Source organism: Paenibacillus alba (genome assembly GCF_013204855.1).
Lineage (GTDB): Bacteria > Bacillota > Bacilli > Paenibacillales > NBRC-103111 > Paenibacillus_E > Paenibacillus_E alba.
This window is the reverse complement of sequence record NZ_JABMKZ010000124.1, coordinates 1-518: the sequence shown is the minus strand read 5'-3', so window position 1 is coordinate 518 and position 518 is coordinate 1. Positions and strand designations below refer to the sequence as shown.

The 518-nt window shown below is 52.1% G+C and carries 1 rRNA gene; it reads left to right on the top strand.

The features are described 5' to 3' along the window. Window positions 1-518 (top strand): 23S ribosomal RNA (locus HQN90_RS38210); the annotation flags it as partial.

Below are 518 nucleotides of genomic sequence, written 5' to 3'. Positions count from 1 at the left end.
CTTTAGTACGTGGACGTAGACCCGAAACCGTGTGATCTACCCCTGTCCAGGGTGAAGGTGAGGTAACACTCACTGGAGGCCCGAACCCACGCATGTTGAAAAATGCGGGGATGAGGTGGGGGTAGCGGAGAAATTCCAATCGAACTCGGAGATAGCTGGTTCTCCCCGAAATAGCTTTAGGGCTAGCCTCGGAAGATGAGTTGTGGAGGTAAAGCACTGATTGGGTGCGGGGCCCGCCAAGGGTTACCAAGTCCAGTCAAACTCTGAATGCCACAAACTTTATTCCGGGAGTCAGACAGTGAGTGCTAAGATCCATTGTCAAAAGGGAAACAGCCCAGACCATCAGCTAAGGTCCCCAAGTGTGTGTTAAGTGGGAAAGGATGTGGAGTTGCACAGACAACCAGGATGTTGGCTTAGAAGCAGCCACCATTGAAAGAGTGCGTAATAGCTCACTGGTCGAGTGACTCTGCGCCGAAAATGTAACGGGGCTAAACACGCCACCGAAGCTATGGCTTGCA